We start from the raw sequence: 15,478 nt of genomic DNA, 5'->3' as shown, positions 1-15,478 counted from the left end.
CGGCCACTCGGGCACCCGCCCACACCACCCAGGAGCACGACCGATGAGCAGTTCCAACAAGACCCTGTCCCTGCTGACTGCTACCGCCCTGGCCGCCGGCCTGGGCATGACCGCCAGTGCCTCGGCGCTGAGCATGAGCGACCTGGCCCAGGGCTATCTGGTGGCCGGCCAGGCAGCCAAGGCCAGCACCGATGCCAAGGCAGCAGATACCAGGATGGCCGCCGACGCGACCAAGCACGCCGAAGGCAAATGTGGTGCCGACGGCAAGAGTGCCGAAGGCAAGTGCGGCGCCGACAAGGGCAAGGCCGCCGGTGCTGCGGCAGGCGCCAAGGCCAAGACCGGCGACAAGAAATCGGCCGAGGGCAAGTGCGGCGAAGGCAAGTGCGGTGCCAAGCACTGACGTCCGCGCCAGCGCCGTCCACCTGCGGCCGCCGCTTCATGCGGCGGCCGCAGGGTTGGGGCTGCGCAGGGCGCTGCTGCAGGATCTGCGCGATGCACCGGCGGGTGACTTCGATTTCCTCGAATGCGCGCCGGAGAACTGGATCCATGTCGGTGGTCCCGCTGGGGATGCGCTGGCCGAGCTCGCGCAGCGCCATCCGTTGAGCTGCCACGGTCTGTCGTTGTCACTGGGCGGCAGTGCGCCGTTGGATACGCAGCTGCTGGAACAGGTCGGCCAATTCCTGGAAATGCACCGCGTGCCGCTGTACAGCGAACATCTGAGCTACTGCAGCGACGACGGCCACCTGTACGACCTGCTGCCGATTCCGTTCACCGACGAAGCGGTGTGCCATACCGCCGCACGCATCGCCCGCGTGCAGGACCTGCTGGGTCGCCGCATCGCGGTGGAAAACGTGTCCTACTACCTGGCACCGGAGCCGGCAATGGACGAACTGGCCTTCACCAAGGCCGTGCTCGCCGAGGCCGACTGCGACCTGCTGCTGGACGTCAACAACGTCTATGTCAACGCCTGCAACCATGGTTACGACGCCGACGTCTTCATTGCCGGGCTGCCTGCAGAGCGCATCGTCTGCCTGCATGTGGCCGGGCACCTGGACGAGGCACCGGACCTGAAGATCGATACCCATGGCAGCGCGGTGATCGACCCGGTCTGGGAGCTGCTGGCGCGTACCTACGCGCGCATCGGCCCACGCCCCACCCTGCTCGAACGCGATTTCAATTTCCCGCCCTACGCCGAACTGCAGGGCGAACTGCAGACCATCCGCCGCCTGCAGGCCGCGCACGCCGGGGCTGTACATGGCTGACACCACCGACACCCTGCGCGCGCAGCAGCACGCGTTCACCGCTCACCTGCGCGATCCGCAGGGCGTACCACCACCGGCCGGTCTGGAGCCACGCCGGGTGGCGGTGTACCAACGGCTGCTGTTCGACAATCTGCTCGGCCTGTTGAGCAACGGCTTCCCGGTCTGCGTGCGCCTGCTCGGCGAACCGGCCTGGAGCGGACTGCTGCGCCAGTACTTCGCGACCCATCGCTGCCAGACGCCGCTGTTCACCGAACTGGCCGCCGAATTCGTGCAGTGGCTGCAGGCGCAGCCACAGCTGCCGCATCCGGCGTTGGCCGAACTTGCTCATTACGAGTGGGTGGAAACCGCGCTGTACCAGCTTCCTGCCGAGCCGCTGCCGGTGCCGGGTGACATCGACCCACTACGGGTTCCGCTGCGGCGCTCGCCGCTGGCATGGCCACTGCTGTATCAGTGGCCCGTGCACCGGCTCGGTGCCGAGGACGCACCGTCACAACCGCCAGCCGAACCGACCGGCCTGCTGGTCCGTCGCGAGGCCGATGGCGAGGTGCGCTTTGCCGTACTCAGCCCGCTGGCGGTGTACCTGCTGTCCAGCATCGGCGAACACCCCGGCCTGGATGGCCATGGCTACCTGCGGCACCTGGCCGCCGCGCACGGCCTGGCCGAGGACGCGCTGGCCGGACCCGGTGCTGCGCTGCTGCAGCAGTTCCTGCAGGCCGGCGTGATCGGCCCGCTCGCAGTCCCCGGCTGACGCCCCCTTTCCCCGGAGAACCGCCGATGAACCTCCCGACCCTGGCCACCGTGCGCGGCCAGCTGGACCGTCTCGCCCCCTGGCTGGCCCCGCTCGGCCTGCGCCTGCTGCTGGCCTGGGAATTCTTCGAATCCGGCCGCGAGAAGCTGCACGGCCAGAACTGGTTCGCCGACCTGCAGGATACCTTCCCGTTCCCGTTCGACCAGCTGCCGGCCACCCTGAACTGGCAGCTCGCCACGTGGTTCGAACTGATCGGCGCGGCCTGCCTGCTGGTTGGCTTCGGCACCCGGTTTGCCGCGGCCAGCCTGCTGGTGCTGACCGTTGTAGCGACCTATGCGGTGCATTGGCCGATGGAGTGGAACTCGCTGGCCGACCTCGCCATGGGCTATGCGATCACTGACCAGGGCTTCGGCAACTTCAAGCTGCCGGTGCTGTTCATGGCGATGCTGCTGCCGCTGATCTTCACCGGCGCCGGCAGGCTGAGCGTGGATGCGTGGTTGACGCGGTGGCGGCCATCGGGCACGACGGCACGGCCCGCAGTCCGGTAGATGCCGGCCCTGGTCGGCGCGCACCGTGCCAACCAAGGTTGGCACTTACCGGAAGCCTGAGCGTGCGGTGCCCGGTAGGTGTCGACCTTGGTCGACACACGACCACGCAGGGAACCCAAGCACAGAAGGCTGACCGGTCGCTCAGAGTCGCTCTGCTAGAATTCACGCATGACTGCCCCCACCCCCGCACCTGCCGCCGCTCCCGATTCTGCAGTACCCCAGGCGCAGCGCGCGATGTCACAACGCTTCCGCGGCTTCCTGCCGGTGGTGGTGGACGTGGAAACCGGCGGCTTCGACAGCCAGCGCAATGCGCTGCTGGAGATCGCTGCGGTGCCGATCGAGATGGACGAGACCGGCCTGCTCTACCCCGGCCAGACCGCCAGCGCCCACGTGGTGCCGGCCGAAGGCCTGGAGATCGACCCGAAGTCGCTGGAAGTGACCGGCATCATCCTCGACCACCCGTTCCGGCTGGCCAAGGAAGAGAAAGCCGCGCTGGACCACATCTTCACCCCGGTGCGTGCGGCGATGAAGAAATACGGCTGCCAGCGCGCGATCCTGGTCGGCCACAACGCACATTTCGACCTCGGTTTCGTCAACGCGGCGGTTGCACGTACCGGTCACAAGCGCAATCCGTTCCATCCGTTCAGCGTGTTCGACACGGTGACCCTGGCCGGCATCGCCTACGGGCAGACCGTGCTGGCGCGTGCAGCCACGGCCGCCGGGCTGGGCTGGGACGCCAACGAGGCGCACAGCGCGGTGTATGACACCGAGCAGACCGCGCGGTTGTTCTGCACCATCGCCAACGCCTGGCCGCGGTGAAGCGGCCAACGGCGGAGCCCCTCGTGGCGTGAAGCGAATCATCCGTTGGGCCGGACGGGTGGACTGCGCAGGGGACGCTGCAAGTACGTCCATGTAATCTCGGTCGCCGGCTGCTCGTGTGCGCTGTCCTGCGCACACGGCAAGACCGGGGTTGGGCATCCGGCCCAACCCGCCCGAGGCATGCCTCAGGCCCATGCGGCTCACGCCCCTGCGCAGCCCACCCGTCCGGCCACGGACACGTTGCTGGGTGCCACGGAAAGATCAGAAAAGCAGGAGCAACAGCGGATCGCTGCGCTCGTTGGGGCTGCCGACGACCTCTGTGGTGGGTACTCCTTTGGTGGGTGCCGACCATTGGTCGGCACCGCCGGTTGGTGCGGCACTCCAGTAGATCCACGCCATGCGTGGATGCGATCAACCAATGCTCGTGCGATCGCGGCCGTCGCTCTTGGCGCGGTACAGCGCGCGGTCTGCGCGCTGGTACAGCAGCGCCGGGGTGCGGTCGTCGGCGTCCAGCTCCACCAGCCCCGCGCTGAAGGTCACGCGCAGGCCGTCCACACCGGCCCAGTCGGGGTGGTCATGGAACAGGCCGCGCAGGCGTGCGCACAGCTGTGCGGCTTCCTCCAGGCGGGTGTCGTTGAGCAGCAGCGCGAACTCTTCGCCACCAGTCCGCGCGGGCAGGTCCGAGTCGCGGCTGGCGGCGGCGATCAGCCGCGCCACCTGCACCAGCACGGCATCGCCGATGCTGTGGCTGTGGCGGTCGTTGACGTCCTTGAAGTGGTCGATATCCAGCACCACCAGGCACAGCGGATGACCACTGCGCTGCGAACGCGCAAAGTCGCGGGCCAGCGTTTCATCGAAGGCACGGCGGTTGGCCAGGCCGGTCAGCGCATCTTCGCGGGCCTGCCGTTCGAAGGCCTCGGCCTGGCGTGCCAGGCGCTCGGCCAGTTCGGTCTTTTCCTGGTTCAGCGCCTGCAGGTGCACGGTCTTCGCCTGCAGGTCGAAGGTGGCCTCGTCCACCCGCCGCGCCAGGCGCAGGTTGCTGGCCTTCAGCTGCTGCAGCAGCAGGCGGTACAGCGCCACCAGCCCGGCCAGCAGCAACAGTCCACCCAACCCCTGCACGCTGCGTCGCTGCCACCAGAACGGCTCCACGGTGAAGCTCCATACCGCTTCCTGCTGGCCCCAGCTGCCACTCGGATGGGCAGCGGCCACGTGCAGGGTGTAATCGCCCGGCGGCAGGCCGACGAACTCCACGCTGCGCTGCGGGCCGCGTTCGACCCACCCCGCATCCAGGCCATCCAGCCGCGTGCGGTAGCGGATCCGGTCCGACATCAGGTAGCTCAGGCCGACATAGCTCACCGTCAAGCGACGGCCGCCGGGAATGTAGTTGCGGTCCGGGCCTTCCCAATGCACCGGTGCGCCATCCACCTGCACGCTTTCAATCGCTGCCGGCGGTGAAAGGCGCTCGCGGAAGCGCTGCAGGCGTTGCGGGTCAACGGTGCTCAGGCCTCCGGCGGTGACCACCCAGAACGTGCCGTCCTGGCGCAGGATCGCCGATGGCCCGGAGCTGCCGTTGGCCTGCGCATTGGCCATGCCGTCGATCTCGTTGTAGCGCTCCACCATCACCCGGGGTGCGCGGCCATCGGCCACGGCGTTGAGGGTGGCCATGTCGGTGCGCAGTACACCGCGGTTGCTGCTGATCCACACATTGCCAAGGCGATCCGGCACCAGCTGGAACACCGCATCTACCGGCATGCCCTGCTCCAGCCCCACCCGCGCCAGCGTGCCGTTCCGCCAGCGGTACAGGCCGCGGTCGCTGCTGATCCACATCGCGTCGCCCAACTGATGGAAGCCGAACACGCTGCGGCCACCGCCCAGCGGCGCCAGGTCGATCGACTGCACGTGGTCGCCGCGCAGCACGCGGATTCCCTCGATGGTGCCGATCCACAGGTTGCCCTGATGATCGTGCTCAAGTGCGGTGATCAGGCCGCCGGGCATGCCCGGGACGTTCGATACCTGCACACGGTCACCGTCGATGCGGACCACGCCCTTCTGCGTGCCGGCCCAGACCACACCCTGCGGGTCCACGCTGATCGCGCGGATGTTGCCACCCGGCATGCCATCGGCGGCGGCATAGTTGTGCCGCAGCCGGCCGTCACGACCAAGACGGTAGACGCCATCGCCGAACGTTCCGACCCACAGGTCACCGTCCGGGCCCTGCGCCAGGCTGAGCACCGAAGGTGCCTTGCCGCCGCGGTTATGCAGCGGCATCGCACGGAAGCGGCCATCGGCGGTCTGCAGATCGAGGCCGCTGGCACTGCCGACCCACAGCTGGCGGTCGCGGTCCTCGAACACGGTGCGCACATAATCACCACTGAGGCCATCGCGCTCGGTGTAGCTGCTGAACAGCGTTTCGCGCAGGCGGTACAGGCCGCCGTTGGCACCGACCCAGATGCTGCCCTCGGCATCCTCGCGCAGGCTGACCACGCGTCCACCCGGCAGGTTCAGGCCCGCCGGCAGCCGCTCCAGTCCATGCGAGGAGATCCGTAGCAGGCCCTGGTTCTCGGTGCCCAGCCACAGGTCTCCATGGCGATCCTGCAGCATCGAGGTCAGGTGCAGCTGGCCCGGCAGGCGGTGCATCAGCACCAGCTGATCATCTTCCACGCGGTACAGGCGCTCGCCGGCGACGATCCACAGCGCGCCGTCCGGAGCGCGGTACGGCCACGACAGGCCACTGCCGGCGCCCAGCCCCCACGCCGCGGGCGCCCGCTTGAGCACGCCGTCGTTGTCGCGCAGCACCAGCCCGTCCAACGTACCGGCCCAGACCCGGTCCTGCGCATCGACCACCAGCTTGGTGAAGCTCATCGCCATCGGCAGGTCGGCGGCCGGCGCTTGGTAGACGATGCCGGTGTCCGGCGTCAGATAGCCGATGCCCTTGCCTTCATAGAGCAGCCACAGGCGGCCCTGGCTGTCCATCTGCATGGACTGGATCAGTACCTGCGGGGTATCGGCCTGGTGCTCCCAGACCCGCCACTGGCCATCGTTACCGCGGTGGCTGACGTTGCCGCGCGAATCACTGATCCACAGCCCGCCCTGACGGTCGACGAACAGCGCACCGATGCCGTTGTCGCGCAGGCCCGGGCGGGTGCTGCGGTCGAACACGGTGAAATCGAGGCCGTTGTATCGCACCAGGCCTTCCCAGGTGGCGAACCACAGGTGGCCTTCGGGGGTCTGCGCGATGTCGCGCAGCGAGTTGTGTGGCAGGCCGTTGCGCGACGTCCATACATCGATGGCGTAATCGCGCAGCGGCGGTGCCCCCTCCTGCGCAGCCACCGGCAGTGACAGGGCCAGCAGCAGCCACAGCAGGCCCTGTCGCAGCCATCGACCGATACCTGATCCGCAGCGCTCCGCCCAGCGCCCGATGTCCCCCTGTCCGGCCATCAGTGCAGCGGCGGCGGCCAGGCAGGGCTGCCGGGCCTGGCAGCATGCGGGAGCTGCCAGGCAGCGCTGAACGGCATGCCGGCGGGAACGGGCTGGCTCATCGGGGGGAAACTGGGAAGATGCGCAGATGATAGGCCAAACCCGGCCCACGGCGTCACCATCGCCAGCCGCGAAGACTCAGCCCGCGCGCCCCGGCGGCGTTACCTGTGCACTGGCCGGCCACTGCACTACCGCCTCCAGCCCGCCTTCGGCGCGGTTGCGCAGCCACAGCCTCGCGCCATCCTTCTCGGCCAGAGCGCGGGCGATGGTCAAGCCCAGACCGGCGCCGCCGGTTTCGCGCGAACGCGAGGTCTCCACCCGCACGAACGGGTCGAACACGGCTTCCAGTTGATCTTCGGCCAGGCCGGGGCCGTCGTCGGCCACCACCACGGTGATCGCGCCGCCACTGCGCTCGACCCGTACCCTCACCCGGTAGGCGTACATCACCGCGTTGTCCACCAGGTTGGAAAACAGCCGGTGCATGGCCAGCGGACGCAACATCAACACCGCACCGCTGCCCCCTTCGAAGACGACATCACCGCCACCCTCGGCGGTGTCTTCAACGATGCTCTCCAGCAGCGAATCCAGGTCCAGTGCGGCACGCTGCTCGGCGCTCTCAGCGCTGCGCGCCAGCTCCAGGCCTTCGCGCACCAACGCCTGCATCGCGGCCAGATCGCCGATCAGGCGCTCGCGCAGTACCTCGTCGCTGACGTTCTCCAGGCGCAGGCGCAGGCGGGTCAGCGGGGTCTGCAGGTCATGGGTGATCGCCGCCAGCATCTGCGTGCGCTCGGCCAGGTGCCGCTGCAGGCGATGCTGCATGGCATTGAAGGCTTCGGCAGCACGCTGCACCTCGCGCGGCCCGCGCAGCGGCAGGGGATCGCGCTGCAGGTCGTCGCCCAGGTCTTCGGCGGCGGCCGCCAGCTCCTGCAACGGCGCGCTGGCGATGCGCGCGACGATGTAGGCCAGCACCGCGATCGCCAGCACCAGCAGCGTCAGGAACCACGGATCAACGGCGAGGATGCCGTTGTGCGCCACCGCCGGCGAATCCAGCGCCAGCTTCAGCAACGTGCCGTCGTTGAGGGTCACGTCGACCGCACGGCACTTGGGCGGGATGAATGCCGGATCACGCTCGCGCGGGTGCTTGCGATGCCCGGGCGGCGGCGGCGGCAACAGGTCCTGCAGCTTGGGAATGCAGGAGCGGAACGAAGCGAAGTGCACATGCGCGCGAGCGACCGGCCCCGGCCGGTCATCCAGGACTTCCATCAACGCCGTGTCGGCCCGCCCCAGGCGCGCGCCGGGTTGCAGCGCGCGGACGCTCGGCCCACCGATTTCGAGCAGGCGCTCACGCAGCTCGGGATTGCCGTCGAGCAGGTTGACGTAGCCCTGCAGGCGGTCGGCGATGCGGTTCAGGTTCTGCCGCTCGAACTCCTGCTGGCGCTTGGAGGTGGCCAGCATGGTCGCGCCGATCGCGGCCACGCTCATGCCCAGCAGCAGGATCACGAACAACCGCCCGACCATCGAGGACAGGAAATGGCGCAGGCGCTTCATCGCGGCTTATTCCAGGTTCACCGAGGAGGCCAGTACATAGCCTTCGTTGCGTACGGTCTTGATCAGCCCGTCCGGGCCACCATCGTCGCCCAGCTTGTTGCGCAGGCGGCTGACCTGCAGGTCGATCGCGCGATCCTGTGCCTCGTAGTTGCGGCCACTGCTGAGCGCGACCAGCTGCTCGCGCGACAGCACCTTGTTGGCATGGGCGATGAACACCCGCAGCAGGCGGAACTCGGCGCCGGACAGCACCACCACGCGATCGTCCGGGTCCACCAGGTGGCGATGCTCCAGATCGAACACCCACCGCGAGAAGCGCGCACGGCGCACCGCCAGCGGCTCCAGGTTGGCTGGCAGCGCCTCGGTCCGGCGCAGCACGTTGCGGATGCGCGCCAGCAGCTCGCGCGGTTCGAACGGCTTGGCAAGATAGTCGTCGGCGCCCATTTCCAGGCCCAGCACGCGATCGATCGGCTCGGCGCGTGCGGTCAGCATGATCACCGGCGTGTTCGAGCGTGCGCGCAGGTCGCGGCACAGGGTCAGGCCATCCTCACGCGGCAGGTTGAGGTCGAGCACGATCAGGTCCACGTGCTCGCGGTCCAGCAACTGGCGCATGGCGGTGCCGTCGGCAGCCGTGCTCACCTGGTAGCCGGCACGGCCGAGCTGTTCGGCCAGCAGGGTGCGGATGTCGTTGTCGTCGTCGACGATCAGCAGTCGATGCATCGTGTTTTCAGTCTCCATGTCGCGATCATCCCGTGTCGGCAGCTGAACCGCATCCGGGGCAATGCGTACCAGTGTATCCACCCGTGGGCGGGATACCTGTGGTTACGCGTATTCACCGACAGTGTTACATAGAGACATACCCCGAGGATTGAGCCGCCCATCGCCCGGTCTTCACAATGCCCACCAACGCCGCCGCCGCGGCCCCGAGAGTGAAGCCACGACGTGACGTTCCGCCTGCTGCCCGCGACCCGCCGGGGTCGCCTGATACTGATCGCCCTGCTTGCCCTTGCCGTCGCCGCAGCCGCCTGGTGGCTGCTGCGCAAGCCCGCCGCCCCGGCGGTGGCGACCACGCCCGTCAGCCGTGGTGACATCGAGCAGACGGTGGAGGCCACCGGTGTGATCGACGCCTACAAGCTGGTCAGCGTGGGTGCCCAGGCCTCGGGCCAGATCAAGTCGCTGAAGGTGCAGCTGGGCGACACCGTGAAGGAAGGCGATCTGATCGCCGAGATCGACGCCACCACCCAGCAGAACCAGGTGCTCAACGCGCAGGCCTCGCTGGACCAGGTCACCGCCCAGCGTGCCGTGCAGCAGGCCACCCTGCGCCAGGCCGAACTGGAGTTCGCGCGCCAGCAGCAGATGCTCGCCGCCGAAGCCACCTCGCGCCAGGAATACGATGCCGCCGAGGCACAGCTGAAGACCGCCCGCGCCCAGCTGCAGTCCTACGAGGCGCAGATCAAGGGCCGCGAAACCGAACTGGGCACCGCCCGTGCCAACCTGGCCTACACCCGCATCACCGCGCCGATGGACGGCACCGTGGTGGCGGTGGTGGCCGAGGAAGGCCGCACCGTGAACGCCAACCAGACCGCGCCGACCATCGTCATGCTGGCGCGGCTGGACGTGGTCACCGTCAACGCCGAGATCTCCGAGGCCGACGTGGTCAAGATCAAGGCCGGCATGCCGGTCTACTTCACCACGCTGGGCGACCCGGACCGCAAGTACCACGCCACCCTGCGCCAGATCAATCCGGCGCCGGCCTCGATCGCCAACGAGAATTCGTCCAGCTCCAGCAGTTCGTCCAGCTCCAGTTCCAGCAGCGCGGTCTACTACAACGCGCTGTTCGATGTGGAGAACCCGGACGGCACGCTGCGCATCGACATGACCGCCCAGGTCTCCGTGCTGCTCAAGCAGGCCAAGAATGTGCTGATGGTGCCGGCGGTGGCACTGGGGCCGAAGCGCCGTGGCGACGAGCGCATGGTGCGGGTGCTGGACGACAAGGGCCAGCCGCAGCCGCGCAAGGTCAGCGTGGGCATCAACAACGGCGCCTCGGCCGAGATCCTGTCCGGGCTGAAGGAAGGTGAGCGCGTGGTGGTCGGCGAAGCCGGTACGGCCGGTGCCAGCGCCGGCGGCGGCAACCGCGGCGGCATGCAGATGCGGGTCGGCGGCCCGGGCATGGGGCGCCGATGAGCACGACGGCGCCGCTGCTGCGCCTGCGCGACCTGCGACGCGAATTCCCGGCCGGCGATGATGTGATCGCCGTGCTGCGCGACGTCAATCTCGACATCCACGCCGGTGAGATGGTGGCCATCGTCGGCCAGTCCGGCTCGGGCAAGTCGACGCTGATGAACATCCTCGGCTGCCTCGACCGCCCTACCCGTGGCAGCTACCAGGTGGCCGGCCGCGAAACCGGGAAGATGGAACCGGACGAACTGGCCGAACTGCGCCGCGAACATTTCGGCTTCATCTTCCAGCGCTATCACCTGCTGGGCGACCTGGACGCGCGCGGCAACGTGGAAGTGCCGGCGGTGTATGCCGGCAGCCCCGGCGCAGTGCGCAACGCACGGGCCGAGCAGCTGCTGCAGCGGCTGGGCCTGAGCGACCGCATGCACCACAAGCCGGGGCAGCTGTCCGGTGGCCAACAGCAGCGCGTGTCGATCGCACGTGCCCTGATGAACGGCGGCGAGGTGATCCTGGCCGACGAACCCACCGGCGCGCTCGACACGAAATCCGGCGAGGAAGTCATGGCGATCCTCGGCGAGCTGCACGCCGAAGGCCACACCATCATCATCGTCACCCACGACATGAGCGTGGCCGAACACGCACAGCGCATCATCGAGATCCGCGACGGCGAGATCATCGCCGACCGCGCCAACCCGAACGCACCGACCTACCGTGCGCAGCGCGAGGCCAGCACCGGCGTCGCCCGCGGCAACAGCTGGCGGGCGGCCCGCGACCGCTTCACCGAAGCGTTCCGCATGGCACTGCTGGCGATGAACGCGCATCGGCTGCGCACCTTCCTGACCATGCTCGGCATCATCATCGGCATCGCCTCGGTGGTCTCGGTGGTGGCGCTGGGCAATGGCTCGCAGCAGCAGATCCTGCAGAACATCAGCGCGCTCGGCACCAACACCATCGACGTCTATCCCGGCCGTGGTTTCGGCGACATGCGCTCGGCGCGGGTACAGACGCTCAAGGCCAGCGATGCCGATGCACTGGCAAAGCAGAGCTACGTGGACAGCGCCACGCCCAGCGTGTCGACCTCGGTCACCGCGCGTTACCGCAACCAGTCGTCCACCGCCCAGGTCAGCGGCGTCGGCGAACAGTTCTTCCGGGTCAAGGGCGTGACCCTGCTCAGTGGCAGCTTCTTCGACAGTGATGCAGTGAAGGGCCTCGGCCAGGTGGCGGTGATCGACGAGAACACCCAGACCCAGTTCTTCCCCGATGTCGACCCGGTCGGCCAGGTGATCCTGCTCGGCAACGTGCCAGCACGCGTGGTCGGCGTGGCCAAGCGCCAGAGTTTCGGTTTCGGCGGCAGCACCAGCCTCAGCGTGTGGGTGCCGTACACCACGGTGATGTCGCGCATGCTCGGCCAGAGCCACGTCTCCAGCATCACCGTGCGCGTGGACGACGACACGCCGATGGATGCGGCACAGGAAGCGATCACCCGCTTGCTGACGATGCGCCATGGCACCGAGGATTTCTTCCTCAGCAACAGCGCCGAGATCCGCCAGACCATCGAACAGACCACGCGCACGATGACGCTGCTGATCGGCGCGATCGCCGCCATCGCGCTGCTGGTCGGTGGCATCGGCGTGATGAACATCATGCTGGTGTCGGTCACCGAGCGTACGCGTGAGATCGGCGTGCGCATGGCCGTGGGTGCGCGGCAGAGTGATATCCGCCAACAGTTCCTGATCGAAGCGGTGCTGGTGTGCCTGCTCGGCGGCGTGCTCGGCATCGGCCTGGCCCTGCTGCTGGGCTCGATGATCGGCCGCTTCGCCAGCGACTTCCAGGTGCTGTTCTCCACCGCCTCGATTGTCGCCGCCTTCGCCTGCTCGACCCTGATCGGCGTGGCGTTCGGCTTCCTGCCCGCGCGCAATGCCGCGCAGCTCGACCCGGTGGAGGCCCTGGCCCGCGAATGAAGATGATGACCCGACTGCCCTTCCCTGCTCCCTCGCGCCTGCTGCTGGTGGGCGCTGTTCTGCTCGCCTTCTCAGGCTGTGCATCGGTGGGCCGCTACCCGGTGCAGGCCCCCGACGTGGCGGCCAGCTACGGGCGTGGCGACGCCACCCTCAATGCACCCGCCGACGACCCGCGCAGCAGCCTGGATACACCCGGCCGCGACATCCGCCAGGACACCTGGTGGACCGGCTTCGGCGATGAACGACTGGATCGCCTGGTGGCGCAGGCGCTGGCCGCCAACAGCGATCTGGCCGCCGCCGGCCTGGCCGTGCAGCGTTCGCGCCTGCAGGCTGGCCTGGCCAGCAACGCGCTGTGGCCGCAGCCTTCGTCCTCCGGGGTCAGTGGCAGCGCCAGCCGCACCACCGACCAGGCTGATGACTGGCGCCGCAGCTATTCCACCGGCGTTTCGCTGGGCTGGGAGGTCGATCTGTGGGGCCGCCTGCGCACCCAGCGCGACATCGCCCGCTGGGAAGCCGAGGCCAGCGAGGAAGACCGGCAGAACACCGCGCTGCTGGTGATCGGCGACACCATCACCCAGTACTGGAACCTGGCCTATCTCAACCAGTCGATCACCACCGGCCAGGCCAACCTGGAGCGGCTGGAACGTACCCGCGAACTGGTCCAGGCTCGCTTCGACGCAGGTGCGGTATCGCGCCTGGAAGTACGCCAGGCACTGCAGAACCTGCAGTCGCAGCGCTCCTCGCAGAGCGCGCTGGAACAGCAGCGGGTGGAAGTGCGCAATGCGCTGACCGTGCTGCTGGACGGCACGCCGTGGCCACAGCAGGACGAGCCGCAGGACCTGCTGGCCGCACGCAGCCCCGGGATCAACGAAGGCCTGCCGACCGACCTGCTCGGCCGCCGTCCCGACCTGCGCGCAGCCGAACTGCGCCTGCGCAACAGCCTGAAGACCATCAAGGTGACCGCCACCCAGTACTACCCGGCGCTGAGCCTGACCGGCAGCCTCGGCTCCAGTGCGACCTCGCTGGGTGATGTGCTGCGCAACCCGGTGGCCACCCTGGGTGCGGGCCTGTCATTGCCGTTCCTCAATCTGCAGCGCGCGCAGCTGGATACCGACATCGCCGGCACCGGCTACCAGATCGCCGCGACCAATTTCCGCAAGACGCTGTACACCGCGCTCTCGGAAGTGGACAACGCACTGTCGGCACGCGAGCAGCTGGCGCGCCAGGTGGCGGCCTCGCAGGCTTCGTATGACGAAGCGGTGGAAGTGGAGCGCGCGCAGGAAGTGCGCTACCGCGTGGGTGCCACCGACCTGCGCACCTGGCTGGAAGCGCAGCAGACCCGGCGTGATGCCGAGCTGTCGTTGGCGCGCGTGCGCCAGGGCCAGCTGAACAACGACGTGACCCTGTTCAAGGCGCTGGGCGGCAGCGCGGGCTGAGGCGGCAAGAGCCGCCAACCAAGGTTGGCGACTACCGGCAGGTGTCGACCTTGGTCGACACGCTACTTCTGTAGAGCCGAGCCCATGCTCGGCTGCCTTCTTGATCGGGTATGCGATAGCCGAGCGTGGGCTCGGCTCTACAGATCAACCGCGCTGGCGCACGGCCTCGAACAGGCTGACGCCGGCGGCGACGGAGACGTTCAGGCTCTCGATCTCGCCCGGCATCGGAATCTTGACCAGGCCATCGCAGTTCTCGCGGGTCAGGCGGCGCAGGCCATCGGCCTCGCCACCCAGCACCAGGGCGATGTTGCCCTTCAGGTCCAGCTGGTACAGCGAAGCGGTGGCTTCGCCGGCCAGACCATAGATCCACACGCCCTGCTTCTGCAGGTCCTTCAGGCAGCGCGACAGGTTGGTCACCGCCACTACCGGGATCAGATCGGCGGCACCGGCCGAGGTCTTGCGCACGGTCGCGTTCACCGTGGCCGACTTGTCCTTGGGGATGATTACTGCAGTCGCGCCGGCCGCAGCGGCCGAGCGCAGGCAGGCGCCGAGGTTGTGCGGGTCCTGCACCTCGTCCAGCACCAGCAGCAGGGCCTTGCCTTCGGCTGCAGTGACCAGGCCTTCCAGCTCGTTCTCGCTGTAGGTACGAGCGGCGGCATAGCGCGCGGCCACGCCCTGGTGGCGCACCGAACCACCCACGCCATCCAGCGCCTGGCTGTTCACCTTGCGCACGTCGATGCCCTTGCGGCGGGCGTTTTCCTCGATCTCGGTCAGGCGCGGGTTCTTCGCACCGGCCTCGACCAGCACTTCGCGGACGTTCTCGGCGTCGTTCTCGATGGAGGAGGCGACGGCGTTGACGCCGACAATCCACTGGCTGTTCTTGCTCATGCGGGCGGGGACCGGAAAGGGGGGGCTATGGTAGAGCATCGGCGACGGCCGCGCTTCGCGCTCGCCGGGCATGGCCCGGCGCTACCCGCCGTTCACCCTTCGGCTGAACGGCTGCGCGGCGGCCAGTGTGGGGTGTCGTGGTCGGGATGCTGGTGGGACACGATCGTGGCCAGGAAATCCAGCGCGGCGATGTCTTCCTCGGTACGACGGGCCGGCAGGCTGGCCAACGTATCGACGAACGGCAGCTTGCGCTCGACCCCGTACTGGATCGTCGGCGGCAGGCGCTCGGGTTCGTCAAAGGCACCGGCCGCCACCGCCACGCCGTCCGGCGCCTCGTAGGTCAGCGGCGTACCGCAGTCGGCGCAGAAGCCCCGCCGCACCACGTTGGACGACTGGAAATAGCGCGGCTGGCCGCGGGTCCAGCTGAACTGCACGCCGCGCACCGACACCAGCGGCGCGTAGTAGGCACCGAAGGCCTTCTGGCACATCCGGCAATGGCAGATCGAGCTGTCGGTGAGCGCGCCACGCGCCTGGAAGCGGATCGCGCCGCACTGGCAGCCGCCGCTGTACTCGGGTTGGCCCTGCATCTGCGGTCCTCCGTAACGTCGTGCCAACC

The 15,478-nt window shown here is 68.4% G+C and carries 13 protein-coding genes; 8 read left to right on the top strand and 5 right to left on the bottom strand.

The features are described from left to right. Positions 1 to 43 precede the first annotated feature (43 nt). From G5A07_RS06160 to rnt, 5 genes are all read left to right on the top strand, one after another. Complete coding sequence (locus tag G5A07_RS06160; protein ID WP_010486221.1) at positions 44 to 400, top strand: hypothetical protein; 357 nt, start codon at positions 44 to 46, stop codon at positions 398 to 400. Continuing rightward, positions 387 to 1,262: a DUF692 domain-containing protein gene (locus G5A07_RS06155; protein ID WP_191863029.1), complete on the top strand. Its 876-nt coding sequence runs from the start codon at positions 387 to 389 to the stop codon at positions 1,260 to 1,262. Before G5A07_RS06160 ends, G5A07_RS06155 begins: the two co-directional genes overlap by 14 nt. After that, positions 1,255 to 2,010, top strand: a complete 756-nt coding sequence (locus G5A07_RS06150; RefSeq protein ID WP_010486224.1) for a putative DNA-binding domain-containing protein — start codon at positions 1,255 to 1,257, stop codon at positions 2,008 to 2,010. Before G5A07_RS06155 ends, G5A07_RS06150 begins: the two co-directional genes overlap by 8 nt. Positions 2,011 to 2,036: 26 nt before the next feature. After that, positions 2,037 to 2,558 (top strand): DoxX family protein, encoded by a 522-nt coding sequence (locus G5A07_RS06145; RefSeq protein ID WP_010486227.1) that lies wholly within the window; start codon positions 2,037 to 2,039, stop codon positions 2,556 to 2,558. Between the two features lie 234 nt (positions 2,559 to 2,792). Then, on the top strand, positions 2,793 to 3,377 hold the full coding sequence (rnt, locus tag G5A07_RS06140) for a ribonuclease T (protein WP_191863033.1): 585 nt from the start codon (positions 2,793 to 2,795) through the stop codon (positions 3,375 to 3,377). Between the two features lie 411 nt (positions 3,378 to 3,788). Here rnt and G5A07_RS06135 read toward each other — a convergent pair whose 3' ends face one another. The 3 genes from G5A07_RS06135 to G5A07_RS06125 all read right to left on the bottom strand — a co-directional run bounded on the left by G5A07_RS06135 (position 3,789) and on the right by G5A07_RS06125 (position 9,137). Further along, positions 3,789 to 6,815 carry a ligand-binding sensor domain-containing diguanylate cyclase gene (locus G5A07_RS06135; RefSeq protein WP_010486230.1) on the bottom strand — a complete coding sequence of 1,009 codons (3,027 nt, stop codon included), beginning with the start codon at positions 6,813 to 6,815 and terminating at the stop codon, positions 3,789 to 3,791. 177 nt (positions 6,816 to 6,992) lie between these two features. Beyond that, complete coding sequence (locus G5A07_RS06130) at positions 6,993 to 8,402, bottom strand: ATP-binding protein (RefSeq protein WP_010486233.1); 1,410 nt, start codon at positions 8,400 to 8,402, stop codon at positions 6,993 to 6,995. A gap of 6 nt (positions 8,403 to 8,408) precedes the next feature. Further along, positions 8,409 to 9,137 (bottom strand): response regulator, encoded by a 729-nt coding sequence (locus G5A07_RS06125; RefSeq protein WP_005408779.1) that lies wholly within the window; start codon positions 9,135 to 9,137, stop codon positions 8,409 to 8,411. A 204-nt stretch (positions 9,138 to 9,341) separates the two neighbouring features. On the opposite strand from G5A07_RS06125, the gene G5A07_RS06120 reads away from it, so the two are divergent. From G5A07_RS06120 to G5A07_RS06110, 3 genes are read left to right on the top strand one after another with little or no spacing between them, the layout of a single operon-like run. Next, positions 9,342 to 10,583 (top strand): efflux RND transporter periplasmic adaptor subunit, encoded by a 1,242-nt coding sequence (locus G5A07_RS06120; protein WP_053442754.1) that lies wholly within the window; start codon positions 9,342 to 9,344, stop codon positions 10,581 to 10,583. After that, positions 10,580 to 12,538, top strand: coding sequence for a MacB family efflux pump subunit (locus G5A07_RS06115; protein WP_010486241.1), 1,959 nt, complete (start codon positions 10,580 to 10,582; stop codon positions 12,536 to 12,538). Before G5A07_RS06120 ends, G5A07_RS06115 begins: the two co-directional genes overlap by 4 nt. Then, complete coding sequence (locus G5A07_RS06110) at positions 12,535 to 13,974, top strand: TolC family protein (RefSeq protein WP_191863028.1); 1,440 nt, start codon at positions 12,535 to 12,537, stop codon at positions 13,972 to 13,974. Before G5A07_RS06115 ends, G5A07_RS06110 begins: the two co-directional genes overlap by 4 nt. 144 nt (positions 13,975 to 14,118) lie before the next feature. Here G5A07_RS06110 and rlmB read toward each other — a convergent pair whose 3' ends face one another. Next, a complete protein-coding gene (gene rlmB / locus G5A07_RS06105; protein WP_005408775.1) occupies positions 14,119 to 14,862 on the bottom strand; it encodes a 23S rRNA (guanosine(2251)-2'-O)-methyltransferase RlmB in 744 nt (247 codons plus the stop codon). Positions 14,863 to 14,954: 92 nt separating this feature from the next. Continuing rightward, positions 14,955 to 15,449, bottom strand: coding sequence for a GFA family protein (locus G5A07_RS06100; RefSeq protein WP_043402597.1), 495 nt, complete (start codon positions 15,447 to 15,449; stop codon positions 14,955 to 14,957). Between the last annotated feature and the right edge of the window lie 29 nt (positions 15,450 to 15,478).

This window comes from Stenotrophomonas sp. AS012628 (genome assembly GCF_010608305.1).
Lineage (GTDB): Bacteria > Pseudomonadota > Gammaproteobacteria > Xanthomonadales > Xanthomonadaceae > Stenotrophomonas > Stenotrophomonas geniculata.
Note: the sequence above shows the minus strand (reverse complement) of the source record. Positions and strands in the feature narration are given on the sequence as shown.